Origin of the sequence: Myxococcus dinghuensis, assembly GCF_024198235.1 — a bacterium.
Taxonomy (GTDB): Bacteria; Myxococcota; Myxococcia; order Myxococcales; family Myxococcaceae; genus Myxococcus; species Myxococcus dinghuensis.
Genome location: NZ_JAKCFB010000034.1, coordinates 1 through 26,162 on the forward strand (window position 1 = coordinate 1; position 26,162 = coordinate 26,162).

27 protein-coding genes and 1 pseudogene are annotated in these 26,162 nt (G+C 71.8%); 13 read left to right on the forward strand and 15 right to left on the reverse strand.

Features of this window, described 5'->3' with window-relative positions; translation table 11 throughout:
• The 3 genes and pseudogenes from LZ198_RS32125 to LZ198_RS43505 all read left to right on the forward strand — a co-directional run.
• A pseudogene (locus LZ198_RS32125) lies at positions 1-302 on the forward strand (hypothetical protein); the annotation flags it as partial.
• Between the two features lie 247 nt (positions 303-549).
• Complete coding sequence (locus tag LZ198_RS32130; protein ID WP_253975942.1) at positions 550-1,836, forward strand: Tox-REase-5 domain-containing protein; 1,287 nt, start codon at positions 550-552, stop codon at positions 1,834-1,836.
• Positions 1,837-1,842: 6 nt separating this feature from the next.
• A complete protein-coding gene (locus LZ198_RS43505) occupies positions 1,843-2,574 on the forward strand; it encodes an immunity 52 family protein (RefSeq protein WP_323383109.1) in 732 nt (243 codons plus the stop codon).
• Between the two features lie 148 nt (positions 2,575-2,722).
• On the opposite strand, the gene LZ198_RS32140 is transcribed toward LZ198_RS43505, so the two are convergent.
• Positions 2,723-2,998: a double zinc ribbon domain-containing protein gene (locus LZ198_RS32140; protein ID WP_253975944.1), complete on the reverse strand. Its 276-nt coding sequence runs from the start codon at positions 2,996-2,998 to the stop codon at positions 2,723-2,725.
• Positions 2,999-3,294: 296 nt separating this feature from the next.
• Here LZ198_RS32140 and LZ198_RS32145 point away from each other — a divergent pair, with 296 nt between their 5' ends.
• Entirely contained in the window at positions 3,295-3,603 is a 309-nt protein-coding gene (locus LZ198_RS32145) for a hypothetical protein (RefSeq protein ID WP_253975945.1), read from the forward strand.
• Positions 3,604-3,697: 94 nt separating this feature from the next.
• On the opposite strand, the gene gpmI is transcribed toward LZ198_RS32145, so the two are convergent.
• From gpmI to rsfS, 4 genes are all read right to left on the reverse strand, one after another.
• Complete coding sequence (gene gpmI, locus LZ198_RS32150; protein ID WP_253975946.1) at positions 3,698-5,239, reverse strand: 2,3-bisphosphoglycerate-independent phosphoglycerate mutase; 1,542 nt, start codon at positions 5,237-5,239, stop codon at positions 3,698-3,700.
• A gap of 84 nt (positions 5,240-5,323) precedes the next feature.
• Entirely contained in the window at positions 5,324-6,478 is a 1,155-nt protein-coding gene (locus LZ198_RS32155; RefSeq protein ID WP_253975947.1) for an RNA ligase RtcB family protein, read from the reverse strand.
• Positions 6,479-6,549: 71 nt separating this feature from the next.
• A complete protein-coding gene (locus LZ198_RS32160; protein WP_323383133.1) occupies positions 6,550-7,014 on the reverse strand; it encodes a 23S rRNA (pseudouridine(1915)-N(3))-methyltransferase RlmH in 465 nt (154 codons plus the stop codon).
• On the reverse strand, positions 7,011-7,565 hold the full coding sequence (rsfS, locus tag LZ198_RS32165) for a ribosome silencing factor (protein ID WP_253975948.1): 555 nt from the start codon (positions 7,563-7,565) through the stop codon (positions 7,011-7,013). Before rsfS ends, LZ198_RS32160 begins: the two co-directional genes overlap by 4 nt.
• Positions 7,566-7,624: 59 nt before the next feature.
• On the opposite strand from rsfS, the gene LZ198_RS32170 reads away from it, so the two are divergent.
• On the forward strand, positions 7,625-7,939 hold the full coding sequence (locus tag LZ198_RS32170; protein ID WP_253975949.1) for a tetratricopeptide repeat protein: 315 nt from the start codon (positions 7,625-7,627) through the stop codon (positions 7,937-7,939).
• Positions 7,940-7,946: 7 nt separating this feature from the next.
• On the opposite strand, the gene LZ198_RS32175 is transcribed toward LZ198_RS32170, so the two are convergent.
• Positions 7,947-9,002, reverse strand: coding sequence for a hypothetical protein (locus LZ198_RS32175; RefSeq protein ID WP_253975950.1), 1,056 nt, complete (start codon positions 9,000-9,002; stop codon positions 7,947-7,949).
• A 113-nt stretch (positions 9,003-9,115) separates the two neighbouring features.
• Between LZ198_RS32175 and LZ198_RS32180 the strand changes: the two genes are divergently transcribed.
• The gene (locus LZ198_RS32180) at positions 9,116-9,655 is read left to right on the forward strand and encodes a hypothetical protein (protein WP_253975951.1); all 540 of its coding nucleotides are present in this window, start codon (positions 9,116-9,118) and stop codon (positions 9,653-9,655) included.
• A gap of 13 nt (positions 9,656-9,668) precedes the next feature.
• Here the strand turns inward: LZ198_RS32180 and LZ198_RS32185 are convergent, their stop codons facing one another.
• Positions 9,669-10,727, reverse strand: a complete 1,059-nt coding sequence (locus tag LZ198_RS32185; RefSeq protein ID WP_253975952.1) for a coiled-coil domain-containing protein — start codon at positions 10,725-10,727, stop codon at positions 9,669-9,671.
• A gap of 172 nt (positions 10,728-10,899) precedes the next feature.
• Positions 10,900-12,309, reverse strand: a complete 1,410-nt coding sequence (locus LZ198_RS32190) for a sigma-54-dependent transcriptional regulator (RefSeq protein ID WP_253975953.1) — start codon at positions 12,307-12,309, stop codon at positions 10,900-10,902.
• Between the two features lie 145 nt (positions 12,310-12,454).
• Between LZ198_RS32190 and LZ198_RS32195 the strand changes: the two genes are divergently transcribed.
• The 3 genes from LZ198_RS32195 (at position 12,455) to LZ198_RS32205 (ending at position 16,048) form a co-directional block, all read left to right on the forward strand.
• The gene (locus LZ198_RS32195) at positions 12,455-13,033 is read left to right on the forward strand and encodes an NUDIX hydrolase (RefSeq protein ID WP_253975954.1); all 579 of its coding nucleotides are present in this window, start codon (positions 12,455-12,457) and stop codon (positions 13,031-13,033) included.
• Between the two features lie 205 nt (positions 13,034-13,238).
• The gene (locus LZ198_RS32200) at positions 13,239-14,015 is read left to right on the forward strand and encodes a TenA family transcriptional regulator (RefSeq protein WP_253975955.1); all 777 of its coding nucleotides are present in this window, start codon (positions 13,239-13,241) and stop codon (positions 14,013-14,015) included.
• Between the two features lie 221 nt (positions 14,016-14,236).
• Positions 14,237-16,048: a methyl-accepting chemotaxis protein gene (locus LZ198_RS32205; protein ID WP_253975956.1), complete on the forward strand. Its 1,812-nt coding sequence runs from the start codon at positions 14,237-14,239 to the stop codon at positions 16,046-16,048.
• Here LZ198_RS32205 and LZ198_RS32210 read toward each other — a convergent pair.
• Together LZ198_RS32210 and LZ198_RS32215 are read right to left on the reverse strand one after the other, a co-directional pair.
• Entirely contained in the window at positions 16,011-17,483 is a 1,473-nt protein-coding gene (locus tag LZ198_RS32210) for a sensor histidine kinase (protein WP_253975957.1), read from the reverse strand. The genes LZ198_RS32205 and LZ198_RS32210 overlap by 38 nt on opposite strands.
• 37 nt (positions 17,484-17,520) lie before the next feature.
• Positions 17,521-18,294, reverse strand: a complete 774-nt coding sequence (locus LZ198_RS32215) for an SIR2 family NAD-dependent protein deacylase (RefSeq protein ID WP_253975958.1) — start codon at positions 18,292-18,294, stop codon at positions 17,521-17,523.
• A 206-nt stretch (positions 18,295-18,500) separates the two neighbouring features.
• On the opposite strand from LZ198_RS32215, the gene LZ198_RS32220 reads away from it, so the two are divergent.
• Positions 18,501-19,610, forward strand: a complete 1,110-nt coding sequence (locus LZ198_RS32220; RefSeq protein ID WP_323383134.1) for an acyltransferase family protein — start codon at positions 18,501-18,503, stop codon at positions 19,608-19,610.
• Between the two features lie 96 nt (positions 19,611-19,706).
• On the opposite strand, the gene LZ198_RS32225 is transcribed toward LZ198_RS32220, so the two are convergent.
• Positions 19,707-20,990 carry a chitosanase gene (locus LZ198_RS32225; protein ID WP_253975959.1) on the reverse strand — a complete coding sequence of 428 codons (1,284 nt, stop codon included), beginning with the start codon at positions 20,988-20,990 and terminating at the stop codon, positions 19,707-19,709.
• 199 nt (positions 20,991-21,189) lie between these two features.
• Between LZ198_RS32225 and LZ198_RS32230 the strand changes: the two genes are divergently transcribed.
• Positions 21,190-21,459 (forward strand): GlsB/YeaQ/YmgE family stress response membrane protein, encoded by a 270-nt coding sequence (locus tag LZ198_RS32230; RefSeq protein WP_253975960.1) that lies wholly within the window; start codon positions 21,190-21,192, stop codon positions 21,457-21,459.
• A gap of 19 nt (positions 21,460-21,478) precedes the next feature.
• Here the strand turns inward: LZ198_RS32230 and LZ198_RS32235 are convergent, their stop codons facing one another.
• Together LZ198_RS32235 and LZ198_RS32240 are read right to left on the reverse strand one after the other, a co-directional pair.
• Positions 21,479-22,114, reverse strand: coding sequence for a LysE family translocator (locus LZ198_RS32235; RefSeq protein ID WP_253975961.1), 636 nt, complete (start codon positions 22,112-22,114; stop codon positions 21,479-21,481).
• Between the two features lie 140 nt (positions 22,115-22,254).
• Positions 22,255-22,548 (reverse strand): hypothetical protein, encoded by a 294-nt coding sequence (locus LZ198_RS32240; protein ID WP_253975962.1) that lies wholly within the window; start codon positions 22,546-22,548, stop codon positions 22,255-22,257.
• Between the two features lie 80 nt (positions 22,549-22,628).
• On the opposite strand from LZ198_RS32240, the gene LZ198_RS32245 reads away from it, so the two are divergent.
• On the forward strand, positions 22,629-23,579 hold the full coding sequence (locus LZ198_RS32245) for a helix-turn-helix transcriptional regulator (protein ID WP_253975963.1): 951 nt from the start codon (positions 22,629-22,631) through the stop codon (positions 23,577-23,579).
• A 43-nt stretch (positions 23,580-23,622) separates the two neighbouring features.
• Here LZ198_RS32245 and LZ198_RS32250 read toward each other — a convergent pair whose 3' ends face one another.
• Together LZ198_RS32250 and trhA are read right to left on the reverse strand one after the other, a co-directional pair.
• Positions 23,623-24,243 carry a CGNR zinc finger domain-containing protein gene (locus tag LZ198_RS32250; RefSeq protein ID WP_253975964.1) on the reverse strand — a complete coding sequence of 207 codons (621 nt, stop codon included), beginning with the start codon at positions 24,241-24,243 and terminating at the stop codon, positions 23,623-23,625.
• A gap of 103 nt (positions 24,244-24,346) precedes the next feature.
• Positions 24,347-25,021 carry a PAQR family membrane homeostasis protein TrhA gene (gene trhA, locus LZ198_RS32255; protein ID WP_253975965.1) on the reverse strand — a complete coding sequence of 225 codons (675 nt, stop codon included), beginning with the start codon at positions 25,019-25,021 and terminating at the stop codon, positions 24,347-24,349.
• 392 nt (positions 25,022-25,413) lie between these two features.
• Between trhA and LZ198_RS32260 the strand changes: the two genes are divergently transcribed.
• Positions 25,414-26,112 carry an STAS domain-containing protein gene (locus tag LZ198_RS32260; RefSeq protein ID WP_253975966.1) on the forward strand — a complete coding sequence of 233 codons (699 nt, stop codon included), beginning with the start codon at positions 25,414-25,416 and terminating at the stop codon, positions 26,110-26,112.
• The last annotated feature ends 50 nt before the right edge of the window (positions 26,113-26,162 follow it).

Below are 26,162 nucleotides of genomic sequence, written 5' to 3' on the forward strand. Positions count from 1 at the left end.
CCCGACACCTGAGCCTCTCAGTGGGCGCGGAAGCCTTCTCGTGGGGGCGCGTCGACGTGGACGGTCGCGTGGCGGTTCAGCTCTTCGAGCGTGCCCTGGAAGTGGCCGTGAAGGGCCTCGCCGTCGGTGCGGGCAAGCCGGGGGCGCGTTACCTCGGGTCGGCGGAGGTTCGCTGGAGGTTCCTGGGCGGCAAGCTCTACGCGATGGGGACGGGTGGCACGCTGCTGTTCCCCACGGCGGACGGAACGTTGCGACCGGGTGCGTTCGCCTCGGTGGGCCTGGGGGTGGACAATGCGCGCTGACGCCTTGCTCTTGGCCGTGGCGTTGCTGGCCACTGGATGCGCCTCGATGACGCCAGCCTCGGGTCGTCGGGGGCTGGTGCGCCACCTGCCGGGCGTTGCTCGTGGGGAGCTGCCGCACGACCCCCGACTTCTGGGGCAGCTCCATGCGCTGGCCGGGTCTTCGGACGGCGACCGGAATCGTCACCACCAAACGTTTCGCTCGGACACGTCGAACAGCGCCACGGGCGGGAGCGTCCGGAGCGGGGACGTGTGGGAAGAGCTGCTGACGAACGCCGGGCTGGAGGACCGGGACGAGCGACCGATTCCAGGCGCCTCGCTCACGCCTGCACAGGCCGCGCGATTGATGTCGGAGCTGCTGCGCAAGCCCGTGACGTTGGGGCAGTTCCCTGCGCGGCTCGCGGTGGGCCGTGTGCTTCGCGTCGTGCTGGAGCGCGGGGAACTGTCGCGGCCTGAGTTGGTGCGCCAGGTCGAGCGCTTCTCTCAACTGGCGGTGCTCCGTCCTGACGGCTGCATGGCGTGGGTACTGAGTGGGAGGACGCAGCAACGGGTCGCGCCCGTCGAGTGGAAGGACGGTGCCTTCCGCGCGCACCGCTTCGAGCTGGGGCGCTTCTACTCGGGACACTCGGGCGTCTACCGGCTGCTGGATGACGAGCTGCGGGAAGTGGATGGGCGCCCAGTGGCGGAGGTCTACGACGACGCGGATTACGTGGGCCGCGCGTTGGATGGGGCCGAGTCGGCGGTCGTGAAGCTGGCGCTCTCCATCGGCCACTTCTTCACCTACCCGCTGGACAGCATCGCCTCCCTGAAGAACCTGCCGGCAGGCGTGGCCGCGCTCATCGAGTCGTCGCCCGCCTACTTCGAGCGCTTCCGGTACATGACGCGCGGGGAGCAAATCGAGGCGGTCGCCGAACTGACGACGAACCTTCTCCTCACGACAGGGACGGCCGGGGCCACGACACGAGCGGTGACGGGAGCCCTCGCGGGAGCGGAAGTCTCGGTGCCCGCGCTGGCTCTATCCGCCCAGGGGGCCCTGACCATCGAACGTGTGGCGGTGCCCGTGGGGCGGGCGGCTGCGGTGCTCGGGGGCGGTCCCGGAGCAGCCAGCATCCTCCAGCGGGCGAGTACGGCAGCTAACGAGGGAGCACCGCAAGAGGAGCCCGGCAAGTGGGGGCCTGCTAACGAGAAGATGTCCCCTCGTGCACGGCGCTACCAGGAACAGATCTCCGGGCACTCGGCGGACGAGGCATACTGGGTTAGAGGCGTAAAGTTCGATGGGTTCGAGAGGGGCGTGCTGCTTGAGGCGAAGGGGCCGGGCTACGCCAAGTTCTTCGAGGGGCTCGACCCGAAATCCTGGTTCAATAACTCAGGGGCGAGGTCGCTCGTTGCGCAGGCCGACCGCCAGTTTCGCGCGGCGAGGGGAGCGACCATCAGGTGGCATGTCGCTGAAGAGAGTGCCGCCAGAGCCATTCAGAAGTTGCTGAGCGATAACGATCTTCGGGGTGTAGAGGTCGTCTTCACTCCGCCCAAGCCGTGAAGGTGAATGTTCGTGAGTGAGACTTATTACGCTGGTGGTTACTGGGGGCCACGAAAGGAAGGCCCAGAGGACTGCGCACAACGGTTGGAGCGCTTTCTAAAGGGGCTCCCGACCGCAGATCCATCTTTGGCGCGCTGGTACGAGACGGCAAAGACCATGGAAGCGTCGTTGAAGCGTCCACTTCGGCCGGCTCATGACGAGCTGACCCGGTTCATCCGGAAGAACAGGGACCCTGTCTTCGAGGACATTGGGTTCCACATCGGTGGATGGAACGGCGAAGCCAAGGCCCATGAGGATTGTGGATTCCTAATTAGGTGCGGGAGCTACGATGCTCGAACGGTCAATCGATGCGTGTTCAATCTGCCTCGTCCCGGCACGAGTGCGGCCCACGTTCTGAGCGCGTCCGTCTTGTCGAACATGCTGCGAGAAACCGCCGCGGCATGGGAGCCTGATTGGGGCGTGGCGATGTCCCACGAACACCGCGACAAGGTCGAAGCTGGGCGTATCGCGAGGTCGCCCTACGTCGGCTGGGTGACCTATCTCGCCCAACACCGGGGCACCGTGCCCCCCCTACCCGCCCCGGTGCGCATCGAGAAGGTGGAGGACAAGGGCACGCTGATTGTCCTCACCCCCGAGCGCTTCACGGCCAGCAACCCGGAGCATCTGGCGCTAGCTGAGCGAGTGCGGGAGCTGCTGGACGGAGCAGGGCTGTTGAATCCGCTCCACGTCGAACCGTAGGAACGAAGAGGGGCCGGGTTACCGTCGCTCGGCCCCTCGCTCCGTAACAACGAAATGACAACGACAAGTGGCCGGGGGCGAACTTGGGTGAACACTTGGGGCGTTGTAACCCCGCGAACACTCAGGAGTTCGACGGAGCGAATCTCCTTTACATCGCATATTTGAAGCGGTGGATGGCGCGCGCCACCGGCCCCTCGTGGACGAAGGGCGCCCAGGCCCGGGTGAACGGAGGGGGCGCGGCGCGGCACCGCGGGCACGTGTCCCCCGGGAACCGTCCCGGCTCCGAACAGCCGCGGCAGCGGACCGGCGGCAGTCGCTCCAGCGCGGTGTCACAGGTTTCACAGAAGGAGGCGGCGCCTGGCAGCACCCGCGCGCACGCGACGCAGGCGGGGGGATACAGCAGCTCGAGGAGGGCTTGCAGCACGCGTCCGGGCCTGATGCATCCGACGGGCCGCCTGGGATGGGCGCGGGTCTCACCTCGGCGCGCAGCGTCCGACCGGCGTCCACGGGGTGGGATGCGTGTCGCGCCATGAGACACACAACGCAGGCGCGGGCTTCCCGTCGCATTTCCCGGGCCCGGAGCGCGCTGCGGGCAAGTGTCTGGTGTCCGGGGAGGGATTTGTCAGGGGCGCTTCAGCAACTTGTTTACAGTAGATTCGCCGTCCACACTTCTTTGGGCGGCGCCCCCCGAATGCGGGATTCACCGCAGGAGCAACCACCATGAAGAAGCACTTCCTCCTCATCGCCGCGCTGTCCATGCCCTTCCTCGCGGGCGCCTCCGAGCAGTCCGCCTCCGCCGAGGCGAGCTACGAGGCACAGCTCGTCAGCGAGGACCCGGCTGCCAGCGCGCGGCTCATCCCGCCGCTGCTCCAGTACTGCTGGGACCTGGACCAGGACGCGTGCACCAGCGTGGGCTCCACGCAGAACTGCACGGACGGCATCTGGACGGACTACGTCTGCACCTGTCGCTCGTACTCGGTGTTCCCCACCGGGACCAAGCGCATCTGGGACTGCCCCGAGGTCCGCTAGTCGAGCGGATGCCAGGGCGGGCTCGCGAAGTGGCCTCCCGCCCTCGTCGCTCCAAGGCCACCCGCGCCGCGTGTCGGCGCGGGGGCCTGTCTCGTCAGGGCAGCACGCCCTGCCGGTTCATCTCCTTCGACTGGGGCAGGTTCATCACCTTGCACAGCGTGGGCGCGATGTCCGCGAGGATGCCGGGCCGCAGCTTCTGTCCCCGGAAGGCCGGGTGGATGAGGTGGAAGGGCACCGGGTTGAGCGTGTGCGCGGTGTGCGGCTCGCCCGTCACCGGGTCCACCATCTGCTCGCAGTTGCCGTGGTCGGCGGAGATGGCCATCACCCAGCCGTTGCGCTCGCACGCCTTGCCGAGCACGCCCAGGCACTCGTCCACCACGCGCACCGCCTGCATCGCCGCGTCCAGCCGGCCGCTGTGGCCCACCATGTCCGGGTTGGCGAAGTTCACCAGCGCGAAGTCGTAGGCGCCGGAGTCCAGCCGCCGCACCAGCTCCGCCGTCACCTCGCGCGCGGACATCTCCGGCTTCAGGTCGTACGTCTTCACGTCGCGCGGGCTCTGGACCAGGTGCCGGTCCTCGCCCGGGTAGACGACCTCGCGGCCGCCGTTGAAGAAGAACGTGACGTGCGCGTACTTCTCCGTCTCCGCGGTGCGGAGCTGGCGCAGCCCCTGGCGCGACAGCAGCTCCGGGAAGATGTCCTGCGGCTGGTCCGGCGCGAAGGCCACCGGCAGGTCGAACGTCTCGTCGTACCGGGTCATGCAGACGTAGCGGCCCAGCCGCAGCCCGCCCCGGTCGAACTCCTTGAACTCCGGGTGCGCCAGCGCCTGCGTCATCTCCCGCGCGCGGTCCGCGCGGAAGTTGAAGAAGAGGACGGTGTCGCCATCCTGGATGCGGCCCACCGGCGTGCCGTCGCCGCTGGCAATCACCGTGGGCTTCACGAACTCGTCCGTCACCTTCTCCGCGTAGGACGCGCGGATGGCGGACAGCGCGTCCGGCGCCCGGGGGCCCTTGCCGAACACCAGGGCCTCGTAGGCCAGCTGCACGCGGTCCCACCGCTTGTCGCGGTCCATGGCGTAGTAGCGCCCGCCCACCGTGGCGATGCGGCCCGCGTGGGTCTCGTGGAGGAAGCGCTCCAGCTCCTCCACGTAGCCCAGCGCGCTCTGCGGCGGCGTGTCGCGCCCGTCGAGGAAGGCGTGGACGTAGACGTGCGGCAGGCCCTTCTCGCGCGCGGCGCGCAGCAGGGCGAACAGGTGCTCCATGGACGAGTGCACGCCGCCGGGCGACACCAGCCCCAACAGGTGCAGCGCCTTGCCGTCCGCCTTCACGCCCTCCATGGCGGCGCGCAGCACCGGGTTCTGCGCCAGCTCACCGGACTCGGCCGCGCGGTTGATGCGCACCAGGTCCTGGTAGACGATGCGGCCCGCGCCGATGTTGGTGTGCCCCACCTCCGAGTTGCCCATCTGCCCCTCGGGCAGGCCCACGGCCAGGCCCGCGGTCTGCAACTCGGTGAACGGGTAGGGGCCCGTCAGCTTGTCGAGGTTCGGGGTGCCGGCCAGGAGGATGGCGTTGGACTCACGCTCCTGGCGGAGACCCCAGCCATCCAGGATGCACAGCAGGACCTTGTGCGCGGGTTTCATGCCCGAACCCTAACCACGCGGGCGTCGGACGGGAGAGCACAAAAAGCAGGGCGGGGACCCCTGGTTCCCGGGGTGGGGAGCGCGTCATTCCTCGTGGGAGCGCGTCTTGTACGTCAGCACCGGCGCCAGCGTGGCCACCACCCGCGCCAGCCCCGCCTCGACCAGGTCCGTCACCACGCGGTCGATGGGCTTGTACGCCGGGGGGGCCTCCTCGAAGAGCAGGTCCTTGTTCTCGCAGACCACGTGGCTCTTGAAGGACGTGCGCGTCAGGGACTCCGCGGTGAAGCGCTCCCGCATGCGCTCGCGGGCGGAGGTGCGCGTCCATTTGCGCCCCGCGCCGTGCGCCAGGCTGTGCGCGCTGCCGGCGCCGTCCCCCTGGGGGAGCACCAGGTAGCTGAGCGCGCCGCGGCTGCCGGGAATCACCACCGGGCCCTCGTCCGCGGGGGCCGCGCCCTTGCGGTGCAGCCACTGCCGCGCGCCGGGGCCGTGTCTGGGGGTGACGCTGTTGTGGCAGACATCCAACACCCGGCGGCCCGGCGCCCCGATTCCGTCCAGGACCCGACGCGCCACCAGCGCCCGGTTGGCGCGGGCCCACGCCACCGCGTGGTCGTGACGCGTGAGGTACTCCCGCGCCTCGTCCGAGTCCTCCACCAGCCCGCCCGCCGCGTGGCGGTCCACGTGGGCCCGGAGGACGGCCTCGCCCAGCCCGCGCGAGCCCGAGTGGACCAGGAGGAGCATCCGGTCCGCCGCCAGGCCCAGTGACGCGAAGGCCTCCGCGTCGTGGACCGCCTCCACCCGCTGCACCTCCGCGAAGTGGTTGCCGCCGCCCACCGTGCCCAGCGCCGCCTCGAAGCCGGTGGGCTTCACCCCGTGCTCGTCGAGGAATCCGTCGACGTCGCCGTGCCAGCTCCCCTCGATGTCCAGCTTCGCCGCCCACCGCTCCGCCCGCGCCTTGCGCGCCGGCAACCCCACGTCCCACAGCCCCATCCCACAGCCGATGTCGTTGCCCACCAGGTAGGGATAGAAGCGGCCCTCGGAGGTGAAGGCCGCGCCCACCGGCGCGCCCTTGCCGGGGTGCAGGTCCGGCAGTCCCACCGCCAGGCGCATGCCGGGCAGCCGCGCCACGGCCTCGAGTTGTCGTACCGCCTCTCCCTCCATCCACGACTGGGACGACGCGATGATGCGCACCTGGGCGTGCGCGGCGGGGGCGGTGGACTCGGAGGAGGGGGCGGTGCTCATGATTTTTGCGCAGACGCCCCCTGTGCGCGGCGCCTGACGCCCCACCCCGGTGCCCGCCGCGGCGAGGCCGCCTACTTGTGGTACGGCTCGCCCTTCAGGATGGTGAACGCGCGGTAGAGCTGCTCCACGAGCACCACGCGCGCCAGCCGGTGGGGCAGCGTCATCTTCGACAGCGACAGCGTCAGGTTCGCCGCGTCGCGCACGCGCGTGTCCAGGCCCTCGTCGCCGCCGATGACGAACAGCAGGTCCTTGGCGCCCACCTGGGCCTTGGCGACGTAGCGGCTGAGCTCCACGGAGTCGAGCAGCGCGCCGCGCTCGTCCAGCGCCACCACCAGGTCCTGGGGCTTGCGCTTGTCGAGGATGGCGTCGGCCTCGGCGGACTTCGCGTCACCGGGCTTGAGCTTGCGACCGCTCGCCTCCGACAGCTCCACCAGCTCGAAGCGGGTGTAGTGCGAGAGGCGGCGGGCGTACTCCTGGACCGCCGGCTCGTACAGGCCCGAGCGGTCCTTGCCGATGGAGAGCAGGCGGACCTTCAGGAGAGCTTCTCCCGCGCCGCGTCCGCCCAGAGCCCCTCGAAGTCGTAGTGGGAGCGCATGTCCGTGAGGAACAGGTGCGCCACCACCTCGCCGTAGTCGAGCAGCACCCAGCGGCCCGTCTCCAGGCCCTCCGTGCTGATGGCGCGCACCGGCGCGTCGCCCTTCTTGAGCTCCACCTGGACGTTGTCCGCCATGGCGAGCACCTGACGGTCCGTCTCCGCCGACGTGACGACGATGTAGTCCGTGTAGGACGTCTTGCCCCGCACGTCGAGGACGACGACCTCCTCGCCCTTCTTGTCCACCAGCAGCTGGCCGATGCGGTGCGCCAGCGCCTTCGCCTGCGGATTCTCCTCCGGGCCCGCCTTCTGCTGCGGGACGACCGGGAGCTTCGCCTTCTTGCGCGCCGGAGCCCGGCCCGCCGTCTTCTTCCTCGCCGGGGCCTTCGCGGCCGGCGCCTTGCCCTTGCCCTTGCCCTTGCCCTTGGGGGCGGGGGACTTCTTGGCGCGGGGGCTGCTCGTCTTCCGGGTGCCTGTCTTCTTCTTCGTGGCCATGTGCGGCGCACCCTACCGCACCCTTGGCAACGCGCCATGGGTCCTCTAAGGGGGTGTCCATGAGCGACGCCCGGCTGGAACAGTTCAAGAAGATGGTGGCGGACTTCCCGGACTCCCCCATGAGCCATTTCTCGTTGGGGAAGCTCTACCTGGAGCGCAAGCAGTACGCCGAGGCGGCCGCCGCCCTGGAGAGCGCGGTGCGCCTGGATGCGACCTACGCCGCCGCGCTGGTGGCGTTCGGGGACGCGCTGGCGGGGGCCGGGCGCCCGGAGCGGGCGCGCGAGGTGCTCACCCAGGCGCGCGAGCACGCGCTCGCCCAGAACCACCCCGGGCTCGCCGAGGAGATCGACGAGCGCATCGCCGACCTGGGCTGAAGGGCCCTCAGTCGCGCCAGGTGAAGCCCACGCCGAACACCTGGCGCGTGTAGGAGAGGTCGTTGCGCGGCAGGCGGGTGCTCCACAGGCCCCACGTCACCTCCAGGTCGACGTGGTCCGACACCGGCCGGGCCAGCTTGAGGGACAGGGAGTTCTGCCCCTCGTCCTCCTCGACCAGGATGATCTCCGGCGAGAGGAAGATGCCGTCCGGGTAGCGGGTGAACCCCAGCGAGCCCTGCGCCAGCAGCGTCACCCGCCAGGGCAGGCGCACCCCCGCGTTGCCCGTGACGCGGTGGCGCAGCAGCGTCTCGCCGAAGCTGTTGGAGGACGACTCCTGGTACGAGTACGTCAGCCCCAGCGACACCGGGCCCCGGTAGGCGTACGTGACGCCCGCGGTGAGCGCGCCGTCCTCGCGCCGTCCGACCCGGGAGCCCAGGGCCCCTGGCCGGGCGCGCGCCTCGATGCCGAAGCGGCGCGTGCCGAAGTCCCCGAAGAGCGACAGGCTGTGGCGCCGGTCGAAGCGGTAGCGCCCCAGCACCCCCAGCTCCGGGCCGCCGAAGTTGGCCGTGGCGTCCGGGCGGTACACGAAGCGCCGGGCCCCCGCGCGCAGCCGCAGCGCCAGGCGCACGTCCGGCGCGTACTCGGCGAAGACGCTCGTCCCCAGGTCGGAGTAGTCCCGGGAGCCGCCGCGGCGGTCCTTGGCGTGGCCCTCCACGCCCACGCCGAACTCGGTGCCCAGGGCCAGCGAGCCCTCCAGCGCGCCGGCCTGGATGAGCGTGTCCTCGTCCGCGAAGTCCAGGTACTTGCGCGCCCCCAGCTCGTAGCGGCCCACCACCTGGGTGCGCTCGAAGGTGGCGCGGCCCTCGGCGGAGCCCAGCACGCTGAGCGCCGTGTCCGCGCCGGGCGCGCGGTTGCTGGTGTCGACGAAGTCCCGGGGCGCGTTGGTGTCCACCATCAACCGCGCGGTGCCCTTGAGGGTGCCCTCCCATTCGACCGCGGACGCACCCCGGGCCGCGAGGAGCAGCGCGAGCAGCAGCGGCAGTGGGGGGCGGGAGCGATGCACGACGGTCGGACCATAGCCGGCCTCGTGCCTGCATGCCCCACTCGCGGGAGGGCGGGCCCGGCCGCCCGCCAGGCGACGGTGACGCGGCGGCGTCCTCCCGGTACATTGGTGGAATGCGCCCTGCCTTCCTGCTCGCGGCGGTGGTCGGCCTCGGGCTGGCCGCCTGCGCCCAGTCCTCGTTCACCACGGAGGTGACGGGCGAGACGACCATCCCGGCCAGCCAGCCGGGCGGCAGCACCGAGCTCAACGCCTTCCCCGCCATCAGCAGCCTGGCGGGCATGGACTTCGACCAGAACCAGGACTTCAAGAACCAGGGCATCACCAAGGGCGAGGTGACGTCCGCCCGGGTCGACTCGCTGACGCTCCAGGTCCTCTCCCCCAACGACCAGGACTTCACCTTCCTGGACACCGTGGAGTTCTACATCCGCGCGGGGGACCGGGAGACGCGCATCGCCTGGAAGCAGGACGTCGCGCGCGCCAGCCCCAGGCCGCCCCACCCCACGCTGTCCCTGAACGTGGCGGACACGGAGCTGCAGCCCTACGTGGCCACGCCCTCGGTGAGCATCATCATCCGCGGCAAGGGCCGCACGCCGGAGCGCGAGGTGCGCCTGCGCGCGGTGGTGCGGCTGGAAGTGGAGACGGGCCTGCTCTGAGGCGCCGCGGCGCTCAGGGCGCCGTCAGCTCCTTCGCGCGGCGCTCCAGGGCGCCCGCCCGTCCGTCCAGCTCGCCCGCCAGCGACTCCAGCCGCTTCGCCTCCGCCTCCATCTGCGCCAGGTCCGCCGGGCCACCCGCCGCCAGCGCCTGGGCCCGCACGCCGTCGAACTGGGGCCGCCGGTCCGTGGCGCGGGCGGGAGGAGGCGGGGACGGGAGGGAGGGCTCCGACGGGTTGCCGCCGACGCCCGGGCTGGTGGGGTTGGGGCCGCCCGACATGGGGGGCGAATCGTCCGACATCACCTCGCCGCCGAACATGCCGCCGGAGCGCTGGGTGGGCTCCACCTGGAGCGTCGCGTCCGAGCTCAGCCGCAGCCGCAGCCGCCGGTCCTGCTCGTCGAACATCGACTCCTCGCCGAGGAAGTCGTTCATCCGGCGATCCAGGTCCTTCTCCTCGCGCGCCTCGGTGATTCGCGAGCGCAGGAGCTTGAGCCGCTCGCGCACCTTGTCCTCGGCGTCGCGCAGCGTGTCCGCCTGCTCCAGCAGGTCCTCCGGGTCGTCGCCGCCGGGGGCCGCCCGCTCCAGCGTGGGCAGGCGCGAGGCCGGCAGCGCCGCGCGCACCGCGTCGCGCTCCTCGCGCGTGGCGCGCATCACCTCCAGCAGCCGCGCGCGCGCCTGTCGCTCCTGGGTGTCGTCCCACGCGGCGCGCAGCCGCGCCAGCTCCTCCGACAGGGCCTGGTGCAGCGCCAGGTGCGCGCGCTCCGACTCGCCCTCCGCCGTCGCCACCGCCTGGGCCAGCCCGGTGAGCTTGCCGGACAGCTCCTGCGAGCGCCGCAGCGCCGTCTCCAGCTCGGAGCCCGTCGTCAGCCGCCCCTGTCGCTCCGCCTTCAGCGTCTCGATGCGCGACGCCAGCGCGTTCAGCTCGTCGCGCAGCGCCTGCTGCTGACCCCGCAGGCCCCGCGCCTCCGTCCGGACCGCCTGCGCCCGCACCCGCGCGGCCTCCACCCCGGACGCACCCCATGCGGGTGCGCCCAGCACCACGCACAGCAGGAGGATGGCGGAGCGGAGGTTCATCAGCGGCGCTCCCGGAGCAAGGCGGATGCCAGCCCGCTCGCCGCTCCACTCCGCCCCGTCGCCGGAAAAGCACTGCGATTCCGGGCCCCTGCGGTCAGGAGGTGGGACAAGGTGCGTGGCCGAGGGTGTTGGAAAGTCATGGGAGCGGGGAGGGGATCACGAATTTCCGAGGCTACCCCTCCTCGGGTGGCGTGCCCTTGGGGAGGAAGCCGTACTTCTCCAGCTTGTAGTACAGCGCGGAGGTCTTGATGCCCAGCAGGCGGGCGGTCTCCGTCTTGACCCCGGCGGCCTTCTCGTAGGCGCGGGCGATGAGCTGCCGCTCCAGGTCCTCGAGGATGTCGGGGAGCGGACGGTCGCCGTGGGGCACGGGCAGGCCCGCGTCCATGCGCGGCGCGGCGCCGGTGAGGTGGGGGGGCAGGTCGGCGGTGGTGAGCACGTCGCCCTCGGCGAAGACGAGCGCCTGCTCCACCACGTTCTCCAGCTCGCGCACGTTGCCGGGCCAGGCGTGGCGGGTGAGGGCGCGCAGGGCCTCGTCGTCCAGCCCCGTCACGCGGCGGTTGACCCGGGGGGCGTGCTTGGCGACGAAGTGGCGGGCCAGCAGGGTGAGGTCCTCCGGGCGCTCGCGCAGGGGCGGCAGCAGGAGCGGGACGATGTGCAGCCGGTAGTAGAGGTCCTCGCGGAACCGCCCGGCCTTCACCTCCGCGGCGAGGTCGCGGTGGGTGGCGCTCACCACGCGCACGTCCACCTTGAGCGTCTCCTCGCCGCCCACGCGTTGGATCTCCTTCTCCTGGAGCACGCGCAACAGCTTGGTCTGCACCGACGGGGGAATCTCCCCGATTTCGTCGAGGAAGAGGGTGCCGCCGTCGGCCAGCTCGAAGCGGCCCAGCTTGCGCTTCACCGCGCCGGTGAAGGCGCCGCGCTCGTGGCCGAACAGCTCGCTCTCCAGCAGCGTCTCCGCCAGCGCCGCGCAGTGCACCACGACGAAGGGCCCGTCCTTCCGGGGGGACTGCTGGTGCAGCATGCGCGCGACCAGCTCCTTGCCGGTGCCGCTCTCGCCGCGCACCAGCACGGTGGCGTCGCTCTGGGCGGCGCGGCGCGTCTGGGACAGGAGCTTCTGCATGGGCTCGCTGTCGCCCACCAGGCTCGTGCCGTGGGAGCGCGCCGCGTCCGCGTCGTGCGCCGCGGTGCGCGCCTCCAGCTTCTCCACCCGCTTGCGCGTGCTGGCCAGCTCCAGCCCCTTGTCCACCTTGGCGCGCAGCACGTCCGGGGTGAAGGGCTTGGTGATGAAGTCGAAGGCGCCCTCCTGCATGGCGCGCACCGCCGTCTCGATGGTGCCGAACGCCGTCACCACCAGGACCACGGCGCCGGCGTCCAGCGCCTTGAGCGCCTGGGTGACGGCGATGCCGTCCATCCCGTCCATCTTCAGGTCCGTCACCACCAGGTCGAAGGGCGCCTTGCGGTACGCGGCCAGGGCGTCCTGGCCGCCCCGCACCGCCGACACGGCGTGGCCGGCGCGCGTGAGGGTGACGGTCATTCCCTCGCGCAGGGTGTCGTGGTCGTCGATGACGAGGATGCGCGCCATGGTGGGCCCGGGTCTCCATGCGCCACCTCGGGGCCGGCCGCCCCGGGTGGGCGGCGGGAGTGTACACCCGGGACGAAACCGTACACGTCCCCGCGGGCGCGAAGTCGCTGGCGCCCCGGGGGGCTCCGGGGATACGTGGGCACGCATGCACTCCCCTCCCGCCGCCGCCCTCCAGGCCCTCCTGTCGCGCCACGTCCCCGCGGACGACAAGGAGCGCGAGGACCTGGCGCGCATGCGGCACCACGCCGGGACGCTCGCCGAACCCTTCTCCCGCGCGCAGGCCGGGGCGCACTTCACCGGCAGTGCCGTGGTGGTGGACCCCACGGGCGCGCGCGTGGTGATGGTGTTGCACGGCAAGCTGCGCCGCTGGCTGCAGCCGGGCGGGCACGCGGACGCGGCGGACGGCGGCGACATGGGGGCCACCGCGCTGCGCGAGGCGCGCGAGGAGACCGGCTGCCGTGTCGCGCCGCACCCCTCCGCGCCCCTGCCGCTGGACGTGGACATCCACACCATCCCCGCGCGCAAGGACGAGCCCGAGCACCAGCACCTCGACGTGCGCTTCCTGGTGGTGGCCGAGGACCCGGAGTCGCTCGCCTTCGACCCCGCGGAGTCCACCGGGGCACAGTGGCTGTCCTGGGACGACGCGCTCGCGCGCGCGGACGAGGCGCCCCTGCGGCGGCTGTTGGAGAAGGCGCGGGACGTGGCGGTGCGCGCGGGGGCGTGAAGGCGTCGTGTCGTCAACGGCGCGGCGCTCGTGTCGCGCCCGAGGTGGCCTTCCGGACGCAAGCCGCACAGCGTGGTGAGAAAAATGTCTCACCCTTGCGGACAGCCTGCCGGGCAGTGGCCCCGCCATCAGCTTGGGCGGGCTCCGTGCGGGTGGCATGGCTGGGCCCCGTCGGGTCCACCGCCGCCGGAGCGGAAAGCGAGCCATGTCGACGCCCGGCAATGTCGTGAGTGGTCCGAGGTTCGAGTCCCGTGTCCGCCGTTACGCGCCCCCGCCGCTCGTCGTCACGCCCCATCCTCCCTGGGTGGAGGCGATGCGGGCCTCCCTGCGCGAGGACTGGGAGGTGGCGTGCTGGCCGCGCCTGTTCCGCGACACCGCGGACGGCCGCCGGCCGCCGTTGAGACACTGGCGCCGCGTGCTGTCGGGCTTCTTCGCCATCGTCGAGGCGTTCCCCAAGTACATGGGGCTGTCGCTGGCGAAGACGACGTACGGCCTGCGCCGGGGGGACGCCAGCATCCGCCGGTGGCTCCTGCAGAACATGGCGGTCGAGGCGAAGCACGCCGAGTGGTACCTCGACTGGGTGCGGGGAATCGGCGTCGAGCCGGAGGCCGTCTTCGCGCGGCCCCTGTCTCCACACCTGCGCGCCCTGCACGCGCACCTCCTGCGCACCTGCGCGCAAGGGTCGCTGGCGGAGGGCGTCGCCGCGTCCAACTGGGCCATCGAGGGCATCACCGGCGTGTGGACCCGGGACGTGGTGGAGCCCTTCCGCGCGTACGCCGCCGAGGGCGCGCGCATCGACGCCGCGTCGATGATGTGGCTCAAGGCCCACGCGCGGTACGACGACGCCCACCCACACGAGGCGCTCGAAATCATCAAGCTGGCCACCGCCCCGGACGGCGACGCACCCGCACGCGTGGAGGCCGCCGCGCGCACCTCGCTGCGCCTGTATTCGGCCGCCATCCGCGCGTGTTGTGAAGATTGAGACACACGCCGCTCGCCCGCTCGCCCAGGTCTTCTGGATGTCTTTGTTTTGCTGGGTTTGTATGTCTTTCGACAGGGGCGGGTGTGTCTTGTGTCGTATCGGCGGGAAGAGGTCGGGGGTGACTCGCTTTCCCAGCGCGGCCGTGCGGAAATCAGCGGCTCAGGTCCCAGTGACCGAGATGTGTCTGATACGTGGCCGCACGGCACGGGAAGGCGACCCGCATGCATTCCGAGGACCTGGTTGTTCGTGAATACCGCTGGCGCGCGCTCGGGGTCTTCATGGCCTGGGTGGTGCCGGCGGCGCCCATCGCCGCGTACCTCAATGGCATGTCCATGGGCGTCTCCGGGTGGGAAGGGGTGCGCGCGGTGGCGTGGGTGCTGCCGCCCATCCTCATCGGGTTGGGGGTCCTGTATCCGTGGCTGTTCTTGCGCTGGCTGGTGCGGGACGCGTTGCGGGTGGACGCGGAGGACCGGCCGGGGGCGCGGCTGGAGCGCATCCTCCGGTTGCCGTGGCGGGCCGCGGTGGGGACGTCGTGTGTCGGGTGGACGCTGGGGGGCTTCTGGTTCAGCCTCCACGTGTGCCTGACGTGGCAGAAGGACGTGTCGCAGGTGGTGCTGGGCACCGTCATCGGCGTGTGCTGCGGCGTGCTGCTGGGCTTCCCCATCGGCGTGTCCCTGGAGCGGCTGTTCCTGCCGCTGGCGCTGGAGGAGCGGCGTCGCCATCCGGACACGGCGCTCGTGGGGCGGGGGCCCACCTGGCCCCGGCAGGCCTGGTTCCTGCCGTTCACCTTCGGCAGCTCCATCGTCTCCGCGCTCGTGCTCAGCGGGTGCGTGGTGATGGTGAAGCTGACCTCGCTGCGCGACGAGCTGCACGGGGAGCTGGTGGGGGAAGGGGCGCTGCGGTCGGCGCGGCTGTTGATGGACCTGGGCGGGGTGCTCGCGGGGGACCTGGCCTTCAGCCTGATGTGGGTGGGCGGGCTGCTGCTGCTGCCGGGCATCACCACGTGGATGCTGGCGCGCCGTCAGGCCCGCGCGGCGCGGGCGGTGGGTGAGGCCATCGAGGCGCTGGCGGCGGGGCGCGTGACGGCGCCCGCGTGGGTGTCCACGGACGAGATGGGAGACCTGGCGGCGGGGATGGACGCGGTGCTGGCGCGGCTGCGGCAACTGCCCCTGGCGTTGCAGGCGGCCGCGGCGCGGCTGGGCGAGGCGAGCGAGCAGCTCCGCACGGCCCAGGTCGAGCAGCAGCAGAGCCTGGAGCGGCAGGCCGCGGCGCTGCACGAGGCGCAGACGACGTCGGAGGAGATTCGCCGCACCTCGCTGCTGGCGGCGGAGCGGGCGGAGGCGGTGCTGCAGGTGGCGCGGCGCTCGGAGGAGCTGGGCGTGGCGGGCGAGGCGTCCGTGGGGCACAGCATGGCGGGGCTGGCGGACATCCGGGGCGCGGTGGACGGCATCCAGCAGCGGCTGGCGCGGCTGGCCGAGCGCGCGTCGCAGATTGGCGACATCACCCAGACGGTGAAGGACCTGGCGTCGCAGTCCCACCTGCTCGCCATCAACGCGGCCATCGAGGCGGCGCGCTCCGGGGAGCACGGCAAGGGCTTCGCGGTGGTGGCGCGAGAGGTGCGCGCGCTGTCGGACCAGTCCCTCCAGTCCACGCGCCGCATCCACCTCATCCTCCAGGACGTCACGGAGGGCATCCGCGACGCGGCCTCCATGGGCGAGCAGGGCGTGCGCATCATCGGCACGGGGCTGGAGCAGATGCGCGCGTCGGGCGAGTCGCTGCGGGGGCTGTCCGTCATGTCGCGGGAGAACTCGTCGGCGGCCCGGCAGATCGCCGCGGCGGTGACGCAGCAGAACGCGGGCATCTCGCAGATCTCCACCGCCATCGTGGACCTGGCGTACGTCATGGACGTGACGATGAAGCACCTGGAGTCCACCCAGGAGGCCACCCGGACGCTGACCCACGTCTCCGGCGAGGTGGGGCAGATGTCGCGCCAGTTCAACGTGGGGGCGGAGGGTGCCCCAGAGGCAGCGTGAGGGTGAAGGTGGTGTCGCCCGGCGTGGAGTCCAGGCGCAGCTCGCCGCCGTGCGCGCGGGCGATCTTCCGCGCCAGGGGCAGCCCCAGCCCGGTGCCCTTCTCGCGGGTGGTGAAGAAGGGCTCGAAGACGCGCTCGTGCTCGGCGGGAGGGACGCCGCCGCCCGTGTCGTGCACGCGGATGGCGTAGCCACCGTCCTGGGGCAGGCCCCGGACGTGTACGCGCCCGCCCCGGGGCGAGGCCTGCACGGCGTTCTTCACCAGGTTGAGCACGGCGGCGGTGAGCAGGCTGCCGTCCGCCTCCAGCACCGCGGGGGCGGCCTCCACGTCCACCGCCACGTCGCGGGCGCTGGCGTCCGCGGACAGCAGCTCCCGCACGGTGGACAGCAGCGCGGGGGCCTCCACCGGCGCCCGGGCCAGGGGCTGCTCGCGGGCGAAGGCGAGGAAGTCCTCGACGATGCGCTGGAGGAAGGCCACCTCGCGCTGGATGCGCTGGACGTGTTCGCCCGCCTCCGCGTGCGCGCCGGCCTTCAGGTCCTCGTCGAGGAGGCCGGAGAACAGGGCGATGCCGCCCAGGGGGTTGCGCACCTCGTGGGCCACGCCCGCGAGCATCATCTTCAACTGCCGGTCGCGGCTCTCCAGCGCGCCACGCATCACCTCCAGCTCGCCCGCGAGCACGCCGATTTCACGCGTGGGCTCCGGCGGCACCGGCGTGGTGAGGTCCCCCCGGCCGATGCGCAGCGCGGAGTCCATCAACCGGCGCAGCGGACGGGCGAGCCCGCGCGCGGTGAGCAGGGCGATGACGGCGAGCGCCGCGAGCGCGAGCGCGCCCAGGAGCAGGAACGTGTGCCACAACTGCTGGAGCGGGCCGAAGAAGGCCGCGCTGCCCTCCACGCCCACCGCGCCCACCACGCGCCCCGCGTCGAGGATGGGGGCGTAGCCCGTCTTGTACAGCTGGCCGTCGGAGCCGGCGAAGAGCACCTGGCTGGCCGCGCGCTCGCCTGCGAAGACGCGCGCCAGCTCCAGCCGGTCCCGGGCCAGCTCCGGCACCTCCGCGCCCACGGGCAGCCCTCCACCCACGTCCAGGCGCACGCGGCCGTTCACGTCCACCGCGTAGACGCGGCGCACGCCGCTGGCCTCGCGCATCGCCTCGAACAGCCGCACCCCGTTGCGCCACGTGCGGGTGGCGTCCACGTCGTCCCCCGGTTCGATGGTGAGCATGCGCTCGCCGTTGACCTGGCTGGCCACCGCGGCGGCGATGGCGGACAGGCTGGTGCCCAGCTCCTCCTCGAGGATGGCGTGCGCCCGCTGGTACACGGCGGTGCCCGTCACCGCCAGGAAGAGCAGGGTGGGCAGGAGGAACGCCGCCAGCAGCCGCGCCGACAGCAGGCTGGGAACCTCCCTCCACCGGAAGCTGGGTCGTCGCGCCTCGGCCATGCGTGGCGCGGACTGTAGACCACGCCCGCGCGCGCCGTCAGGCGGCGTCGGGGGCGAGCAGCCGGGGCAGGACGTCCTCGGCGCGCCCCAGCAGCTCCGTGTCGAAGTCCGGGTGTCGGGGCTCCATGGGCGTGAGGTTCACCATCACCGTCCACGCCCCCGCGTACTTCGCGCCCCGGACGAAGTTCGCCGCCGGCGTCACCTGTCCGGACGTCCCCACGGCGAGGAAGAGGTCGCAGTCGCGCAGCGCCCGCTTCGCCGTGTGCTCGGCGTCCACCGGCAGGGGCTCCCCGAAGAGGACGACGTCCGGCCGCAGGGGGGACTCGCAGCGAGGACAGCCGGGCGCGTGCTCCGGCGTGGTGGTGTCCACGTAGGCCTCCAGCGCGCAGTCCGGGGCGCCGCAGCGGGTGTGTCGCAGCGAGCCGTGCAGCTCCACGACCCGCCGGCTGCCGGCGCGTGAGTGCAGCCCGTCCACGTTCTGGGTGAGCAGCGTGAAGCGCGCCTCCGGCGACAGCCGCCGCTCCCAGTCCGCCAGCGCCACGTGCGCGGCGTTGGGGCGCGCCGCCTCCACCTGGCGGCGCAGCGGCCCGAACAGGGACCAGAGGCGGGACGGGGCGTTGGCGAACGTCTCCGCGTCCGGCACGGCCCGCGTCCCCGGGAGCGTCCACAGGCCGCCGGGGCCCCGGTAGGTGGGCAGTCCAGAGGCCACGGAGATGCCCGCGCCGGTCAGCACCACGATGTCCCGCCACGTCCCGCCGTGGAGCCGGCGTCGGCACTCCTCCAGTCGCGCCTCGGGGCTCACGCTCGGCATGCCCGACAGCCTACCGCGGCGGGCGCATCCCGGATATTCCAGCCAACCCCGTTCCACCGCGCGGGCGCGACCCGGTGAAACGCACCGGGCCGCGAGTTCGGGTGACGACCTCCGGGGGGGATGTCCTCTAGCATCCAGTGCATCCCCGCCGCTGAAAGCCGACTCCGCTGAACACCACCGAACCGCGTCACCTCGCCGGCCTGGACCTGCTCCGGGGGCTGGCCATCTTCATCGTCGTCCTCTTCCACTACCCGCGTCCCGAAGGGCACGAGGCGTACCGGACGCTCGCCAACTTCGGATGGACGGGCGTGGAGCTGTTCTTCGTGCTGAGCGGCTTCCTCATCGGCTCGCAGCTCCTGGAGCAGGTGGCCCGGGGCGAGGAGCCGTCCTTCAAGCGCTTCTACCTGCGGCGCTCGCTGCGCATCCTGCCGCCCTACCTCATCGTGGTGGCCCTGTACGTCTTCGTCCCCGCGTGGAGCGAGAGTCCCCTGGAGACGCCCGCGTGGCGCTTCCTCACCTTCACGCAGAACTTCGGACTGCGCCGCAACGGCTTCTCCCACGCGTGGTCGCTGTGCGTGGAGGAGCACTTCTACCTGGCGCTGCCGCTCCTGGTGCTCGCGCTGCGCGGACGCGTCCGGGCTGCGCACCTCCTCGTGGGCGCGGCGGGACTGGTGGCGGCGGGCATGCTCCTGCGGGGTGTCCTGTGGCAGCGCCACTTTTCGATGTTCGGACCGGATGACATCGGGTGGCGCGGCTACGACACGCTCCTGTACTACCCGACGTATGCGCGGCTCGACGGGTTGACGTTCGGCGTGCTGCTCGCGGCGCTGCGTGTCTTCCGGCCCGCGGTCTGGGAGCGCTGGACGCGAGGGCCGCGCGCGGGCGCCCTGGCGGTGGTGGGGCTCGCGTGTCTGGGCGGGGTGCTCTGGCTGAACGAGGCGTACTTCCGGAACCTGCCCTACACGATGATTGCCTTCCCCCTGACGTCGCTGGGCTACGGGGCGCTGCTCGTGGCCGTGTCGGGCCCCACCGCCTCGCGCGTGTGCGCCCGCGTCCCCGGCGCGAAGACCTTCGCGCTGCTGAGCTTCACCCTCTACCTCACCCACAAGGCCGTGCAGCACAACGTCCGCGTCGCGCTGGAGCCGTATGGCCTGGACGCCTTCCACCCCGTCACGCTGCTGGGAGGCGCGGTGGCGGTGCTGCTCGCGTCGCTCGCGCTGCACCACGGCGTGGAGCGGCCCGCGCTGAAGTGGCGCTCGCGACTGGAGGCGCGGCTCGTCCGCGCGCCTTCGCCCCGGCCCTCCGTCGCCGGCTGAGCCGGGCTCGGGCTCGGGCCCGTGTCCGGGCCCGAGGGGAGGCGTGAGCGGTGGTCCACCCGCGCGGCCGGTGTCGCGCGGGGGCTCATGCCGGAGCTACTGGCACGCGAAGGTGTACGTGCCCGGCGTGCTCCAGGTGCCATCCGGGTTGATGTTGCGCACGGTGTAGCCGCTGACCGGATAGGCGGTGCTCCAGCAGTCGCGGGCGCGCACGTCGTTGCGCACGGCGGCGGACAGGTCCCAGTTGCCCTTGCGGCGCAGCTTCTCGTAGGCGGCCACGCGGTCGATGGCGTCGACCCAGGTGGAGTCCGCGGCCAGCACGTCGCGGCGCTTCTCCAGGAACCGCTGGAGCCAGGCCGTCTCCGTGATGCCGTTGTAGCCCACCACCGGCGCCACCTGGCCGCTGTTGCCCACGGCGGTGTTGGCCGCGCGAATCATGCTCTTCGCGCCGGACTCGCCGTGGTTGATGTACGCGTCGTAGAGCGCCATGCGCGACAGCGCGGTGGCCAGGCCCCACTTGCGCGCCTCCGCCATGGCCGGCGCGTAGTACAGCGCGTCGCTCACCTGGTCCTGGCATGCCTTGAAGTCCGCGCGCGTGGTCGTGTTCGTGTCACTGGCCGCCCAGTCCGCCCGCCAGTCGCCGAGCACGTCCAGCTCCGACGTGGACGCCTGCGACTGGCCCGTGGACAGGAAGCGGTTGTTGATGGTGGTGAGCCCCGGCATGTATTTGGCCAGCAGGTTGCCGTTGCCCGCGCTGCGCAGGTTCACATAGCACTGCACCACCTGGATGGCGTCCCCGGTGCCCGTGCAGAACCCCGCGCGCCCGTTGGTGTAGCCGCGCCCGTCCTGGATGTTCTCCGAGTAGGCGTAGTCGAGCGTGGGCGTGTCGTTCTCCCAGATGCTGGTGAGCGCCTCGGCCACCTTCTTCTGGTTCGCCGTCAGCCCCGGCTCGGGCGTGGTGCCGCCACAGCTCGGGTCGGTGATTCCCACGTTGCCCGCCGTCCACGACGTGTTCGAGTTCGTCGAGTAATAGAACGTGTACGACGCGTTGACCGCCACCGTCAGGCCCGACGTGCGCGAGTAGACACACGTGCTGCCCGTCTGCGTGTGCGTCCAGCCCGGCTCGTCGTGGTCGCACGTCACGCCGCCCGGCACGCCGAACGAAATCGTCGGCGACGTCATCGCGCTCGTCCCCGTGTTCTTGAACACCAGCGTGCCCCAGTAGTCCGGGCCGTCGTACGTGTTCGTCGTCACCGTGTACGAACAGGCGGCCAGCGCCCGCGGGCCCTCCACCTCCGCCGCCGGCTCCTCGCTCGCGTCCGCCGCACAGCCGGTGAACGCGGCTGTGAGCCCCGCCAGCACCCATGCGCGATATTTCATTCCGGATGCATCATTCCGACCGTATTCCATGCGTGTCCTCCCGCGGGATGGCTGTCATTGCTATAGTGGAAAAACGAGGAAAAGCAGTCGAATCTTCCGATGCCTGCCTGCCCGCCGTTCGGACGTGGCGGCTTCCGGCCGGGCGTGAACCGGAGTGCATACCCTTCGTCGAGAACACATCGCGCCGAGGAGGGATGAGATGTCATTGGAAACGATTCTGGTCTGGGCGGTCATCGGCCTCATCGCCGGGTGGTTGGCGTCGGCCGTGGTCGGCGGAGGCTATGGCCTGATTGGCGACATCGTGGTGGGCGTGGTGGGCGCCTTCCTGGGTGGCTTCATCTTCCGGGCGCTGGGGGCGGGGCAGCCCTTCGGTGGACTGGCGGGGACCATCTTCGTGGCCTTCATCGGGGCGGTGGTGTTGCTCCTCCTCTTGAGAGCCATCCACTCGGCATCCGCCAGGCGGGTCTGAGTGACGGCCGGAGGAGGGCTCAGGCGCCGCGCCAGCCCTCCACGGCCGTCACGAGCGCGGCGAGCATCATGAGCGCGCCCACCACGCGGGCCGCGTGCAGGCTGGCGGAGGGTCGAGCCTCCAGCCAGCCGCGCGCGCGGGCCGCGGCCAGGGCGATGGCGCCGTACACCGCCACCTGGGTCACCGCGATGATGGCCCCCATCACCAGCGCCTGGAGCCACAGCGGGCCGTACTCCTCGCGCAGGAACTGGGGGAACACGGCCAGCATGAAGACGTAGGCCTTGGGGTTGAGCAGGTTGGTGACGGCTCCCCGCCGGAAGGTCGACAGGGAGGAGCGGGGGGCCTCCAGCGGCGAGGGCTGGAACGCGGCCCCGCCGCGCCACAGCGACAGCCCCATCCACGCCACGTACAGCGCGCCCGCCCACAGGAGCGCGTTGAAGGCCAGGGGCAGGACGGTGAGCAGCACCGCCACGCCCGTGGCGCCCACGACGACGTGGCAGGCGCCCCCCGCGACGATGCCGCCCACCGCGCACAAGCCCGCGCGCCGCCCTCCGACCAGCGAGCTGGCCAGCACGAAGGCCATGTCCAGCCCGGGCAGGAGGACGATGCCGAACACCAGGACGAAGAACAGCCAGAGGTGGGGGGTGTGAGTCATGGGGCTCCGTGTGCCTTCCGCCCGGAAAGGGCCATGGGCCCCGGCGCGTCTTCACCGGAGCACGTGGCGGACCCTACGGAGCATCTAGGGCGGAACCGGTCCTCATTCGGACGTGGGCGCCGCGTGGCCTCCCGGCCCGCTCAGGCCTCCGGCAGGCCGCACGTCGCGTAGGACTGCTGCGAGTAGTAGCCGCCGCGCGAGCCGGACGCGGTCTCCACGCCGTCGCAGCAGAAGTCCCACCCGGTGACGAGGGTCTTCGCCGCGTTGGAATACCAGGTGCGCACCCAGCGGTCGTTCGGTTCGCACAACCAGATGATGCGCTGCTCGGACGACTCCAGCGCGTCCGGCGCCGTCTCGTCCTGTGTTCCCCCACCACACCCGACCCCGAGCCATGCCGCTGCGACACACGCCACTGCCAGGAGCTTCTGGAGCATGCGAGCCTCAATCACGACGGGTGGTGTACGGCGCGAGGGATTGTACGCGAAGCGGCGCGCCACGCATTAGGCTGCGCGCCATGTCCCGCCCCACGACGCGTGTGCTCACCGTGCTCGAGCTGCTCCAGACGCACGGGCGGATGACCGGCTCGGAGCTGGCGCGGCGGCTCGACGTGGACCGGCGCACGGTGCGCCGCTACATCGTCCAGCTGGAGGAGCTGGGCATCCCCGTCACCGCGGAGCGGGGGCGCGACGGCGCCTACCTGTTGGTCGCGGGCTTCAAGCTGCCGCCCATGGTGTTCACGGACGACGAGGCGCTGGCGCTGTCGGTGGGCCTGCTGGCCGCGCGGGGCCTGGGCCTGTCGGAGGCCGCGCCCGCGGTGGCCAGCGCCCAGGCCAAGCTGGAGCGGGTGATGCCCGCGCCGCTCAAGCGCCGGGTGCGCGCGGTGGACGAGACGGTGACGCTGGACTTCTCCCGCTCGCGCGAGACGCTCGACAACACCGCCCTCGTCTCCTTGAGCGCGGCGGCCCAGGCCCGCCAGCGCGTGCGGATGCGCTACCAGGCGGCCCGCGACGAGGTGAGCGAGCGCGACTTCGACCCGTACGGGCTCGCCTGGCGCGCGGGGCGCTGGTACGTGGTGGGCGTGTGCCACCTGCGCCACGGGCTGCGCACCTTCCGGTTGGACCGGGTGCGCGCGGTGGCGCCGCTCGACCTCCACTTCGAGCGCCCCGAGGACTTCGACGCGCTGGCCCACGTGACGCTGTCGGTGGCCACGCTGCCGCGCGCCTTCGCGGTGGAGGTGCTGCTCCACACGCGGCTCGACGTCGCCCGGCGGGAGCTGTTCGCCACGCTGGGGGTGCTGGAGGTCGTGCCGGAGGGCGTGGTGCTGCGCGGCCAGACGGACGACCTGGACTGGTTCGCCCGCGAGCTGGCGCGGCTGCCCTTCGCCTTCCAGGTGCGTCGGCCAGACGCGCTGCGCGAGGCGCTGGACGCCCACGCCCGGAAGCTGCTGGAGCGGGCGCGGTCGTGAACGGCGGGGACGCGCCCGCGGTCCGCCCGGCGGTGGCGGGACGCTAGCGCGTGCGCTTGCGCTGGGGCGCGGGGGGCGCCTTCGGCGCCTGCTTCCTCGCGGTCTTGTTCGCGCAGGCCGTCTTTCCGCAGAAGCGGCGCTTGCCCGCGGTCGACGTGTCCAGGAAGACGGTGCCGCAGCCGTCCTGGGGACACGCGCGCACGCGCTCGGAGCGCGGTCCACCCAACAGCTCCGCGGCCTCGCGCGCCACCGCCGAGAGCTGTCCGCGCACGCCCGCGCCGGCCCACATCAAGCCCCGGGGGCCGAGCTGCGGCGCGGGAGGCGGCTCCGCCGCCCAGCGGTTGACGATGGCGCGGTCCCTCGCGGAGAAGCTCTCCCCGCGCGTGCGCGCCACCGCGAGCCGGTAGATGCCCTCGCGCAGCTCGCGCGCCGCGACCAGCTCCTCCGGCGACGCCTGCTGCGGCTGCTCCGTCAGGCCCGCGGCCACCAGCCAACGACTCAGGTCGTTCGTCGTCTGGAGCTGGTCCGCGGGGGAGGTGAAGCGCCCCGGGAGCGTCGCCGCCAGGTCCAGCGCCAGCCGCCCCGCGCCGAACTTGAAGCCATCTCGGAGCTCTCCCTTGGGAGCAGGGGATTGGGGGGATGCGGCGCGGTGTCGGACGGGCATGAAGGCTCTCTGAGGGGGATTGGTGGTACGCAAAACAAGGTACCTCGGACCGGTCTCCTTGTCCGGGGAATGTCGGTGACGACATGTTGCGACACACCCGACCTCACGGGTTCCAGACCACGTCGAACAACACCGCGTAGTGCGCCGTGGCCGCGGCGATGACCATGAGATGGAAGACCTCGTGGTAACCGAAGAATGCGGGGATCGGGTCCGGCCACCGTCGCGCGTAGACGACGGCGCCGAGCGCGTAGCAGAGCCCGCCGGCCAGCAGCCACGCGGCGCGTGCGGCGCCAATCACTTCTGGCAGTCGCAGCATCACGGGCGCGGCCAGCGCGCCCAGCAGGACGTAGAGCACGGAGCGCACGCCGCGCGACCCGGAGATGCCCGCCAGCGACAGCCCCGCCCCCGTGAGGGCGCAGGGCCACATGAGCCACAGCAGATGTCGCGTCCAGGCGCCCGCCGCGTCCAGCGTGGCCAGGGGTGTGAAGGTCCCCGCGATGAGCAGGTAGATGGCTGCGTGGTCCAGCCGGCGCAGGCGCTGGTGCGCCGCGGGGCTCCAGTCCGGGCAGTGATACGTCGCGCTCGTCCCGAACATCAGCACCAGCGCCGCGCCGAAGACGCCGTCCGCCCAGCGCTGCGTCCCCTGCACCGGCGCCGCCAGCAACACCCCGCTCCCGGCGAGCGCCGCCAGGAAGGCGAGCGCATGGGAGAGTCCTCGCAGCCGGGGTTTCACCTCGGCGTCGAGCGCGGGGGACGGGAGCGGGGCAGGGGACGGCATGCCCCCGTGGTAGCCCCGGCGCGTCACGGCCGCGTCAGCGACGCGGACTCCCCGTCCGACCGTGGACGTCTACGCGCCGCGGCATCATCGGCCGGACGACAGCGGCGTGTCTCCCGTGTCACATCCGTGACGGCGTGAAATTCCAGACACGGCGGCCGGATGGCTGTCTGGATTTATCGCGCCCGCCTGCCCCCGCTGTGAGTCTTTGACGCTGCGTCCGGGGCTGGCAAAGCTTCCAGATGTATCACGGTTCCCACGGGGAGCGGTGTATCATCCGGGTCTCGTCCCACCCATTTGAAGCGGTGTGAGGGTTTGGGCATATCGTCTCCCATCCCGGTCTGGACGCCTCTTCCCCTGTCACCCCTGTTTCAGCGTCCGGCCCGTGCGCGCCCATGACTCAGCCGCAGACGCAGTCCCAGGTCATCGAAGTCAACCTCGAGCGCCTCGAGCGCATCCGTGACGTGCTGGCCATGATTTCCCTGGGGGAGTTCGACCCGGACCAGCACCTCATCCCGGTGGAGGGGCACGACACGTTCGCGTCCTTCGAGGACACCATCAACCTCTTCGCGCGCCAGCTCCACGCCTCCGTGAAGGAGAACGAGCAGTCCATCCGCAAGCTGGACTCCACGCGCCGCGAGCTGGAGGAGAAGCTCTCCACCATCGAGAAGCAGCGGCTGGCCATCCGCGACCTGTCCACGCCCATCATCGAGCTGTGGGAGGACGTGCTCACGCTGCCCATCGTCGGCGTGGTGGACACGCAGCGCTCGCTGGAGATGACGGAGCGGCTCCTGCACCGCATCTCCCAGGGGAAGGCCCGCTGCGTCATCATCGACATCACGGGCGTGGAGGTGGTGGACACCTCCACCGCGAACCACTTCGTGAAGATGGTGAACGCGGCCCGGCTCCTGGGCACCTACTGCGTCGTCACCGGCATCAGCCCGGTCATCGCGCAGACGCTGACCCAGATCGGCGTGGACCTGCGCGACGTGAAGACGCTGGGCAGCCTGCGCGACGGCCTGAAGGAGTGCTTCCTGTACCTGCGCAACCACACCGCCTACCGCGCCTTCGACTCCAACGGTCGTCAGGGCTGAGACCGCTCTTCCGGCGGCTCCAGGAGAGCCGCCCCCAGGACCTTCGAGCA